The following is a 296-nucleotide window of genomic DNA, read 5'->3' as shown; positions in this document are numbered from 1 at the left end:
TCTAATTCTATCCATAACATGAAACCGCCTTTTGGCTGCGCTATTTTGGTGTTGTCTGGAAAGTAAGATTCTACAGCACGGCTAATCTGAAGGTAATTATTGTAAAGCTTATTTCTAAAAGACCTTAGGTGATGATCGTAACGTCCATGTTCTAAGAAATCTGCAATGACATCTGAATATAAAGAAGAATTGCAAACCGTTTGAACTAGTTTTTGACGTATGATTTTATCTTTAAATTTTCCAGGAGCAATCCATCCAACGCGATAACCTGGTGCAAGCGTTTTAGAAACAGATCC

General features: G+C 36.8%; 1 pseudogene. It reads right to left on the bottom strand.

The window, feature by feature from the left end:
* Window positions 1-296 (bottom strand): annotated as a pseudogene (locus tag B3J44_RS20565) (PLP-dependent aminotransferase family protein); the annotation flags it as partial.

This window comes from Flavobacterium sp. UBA4854 (assembly GCF_002399805.1).
Classification (GTDB): domain Bacteria; phylum Bacteroidota; class Bacteroidia; order Flavobacteriales; family Flavobacteriaceae; genus Flavobacterium; species Flavobacterium ginsengisoli.
Note: the sequence above shows the minus strand (reverse complement) of the source record. Positions and strands in the feature narration are given on the sequence as shown.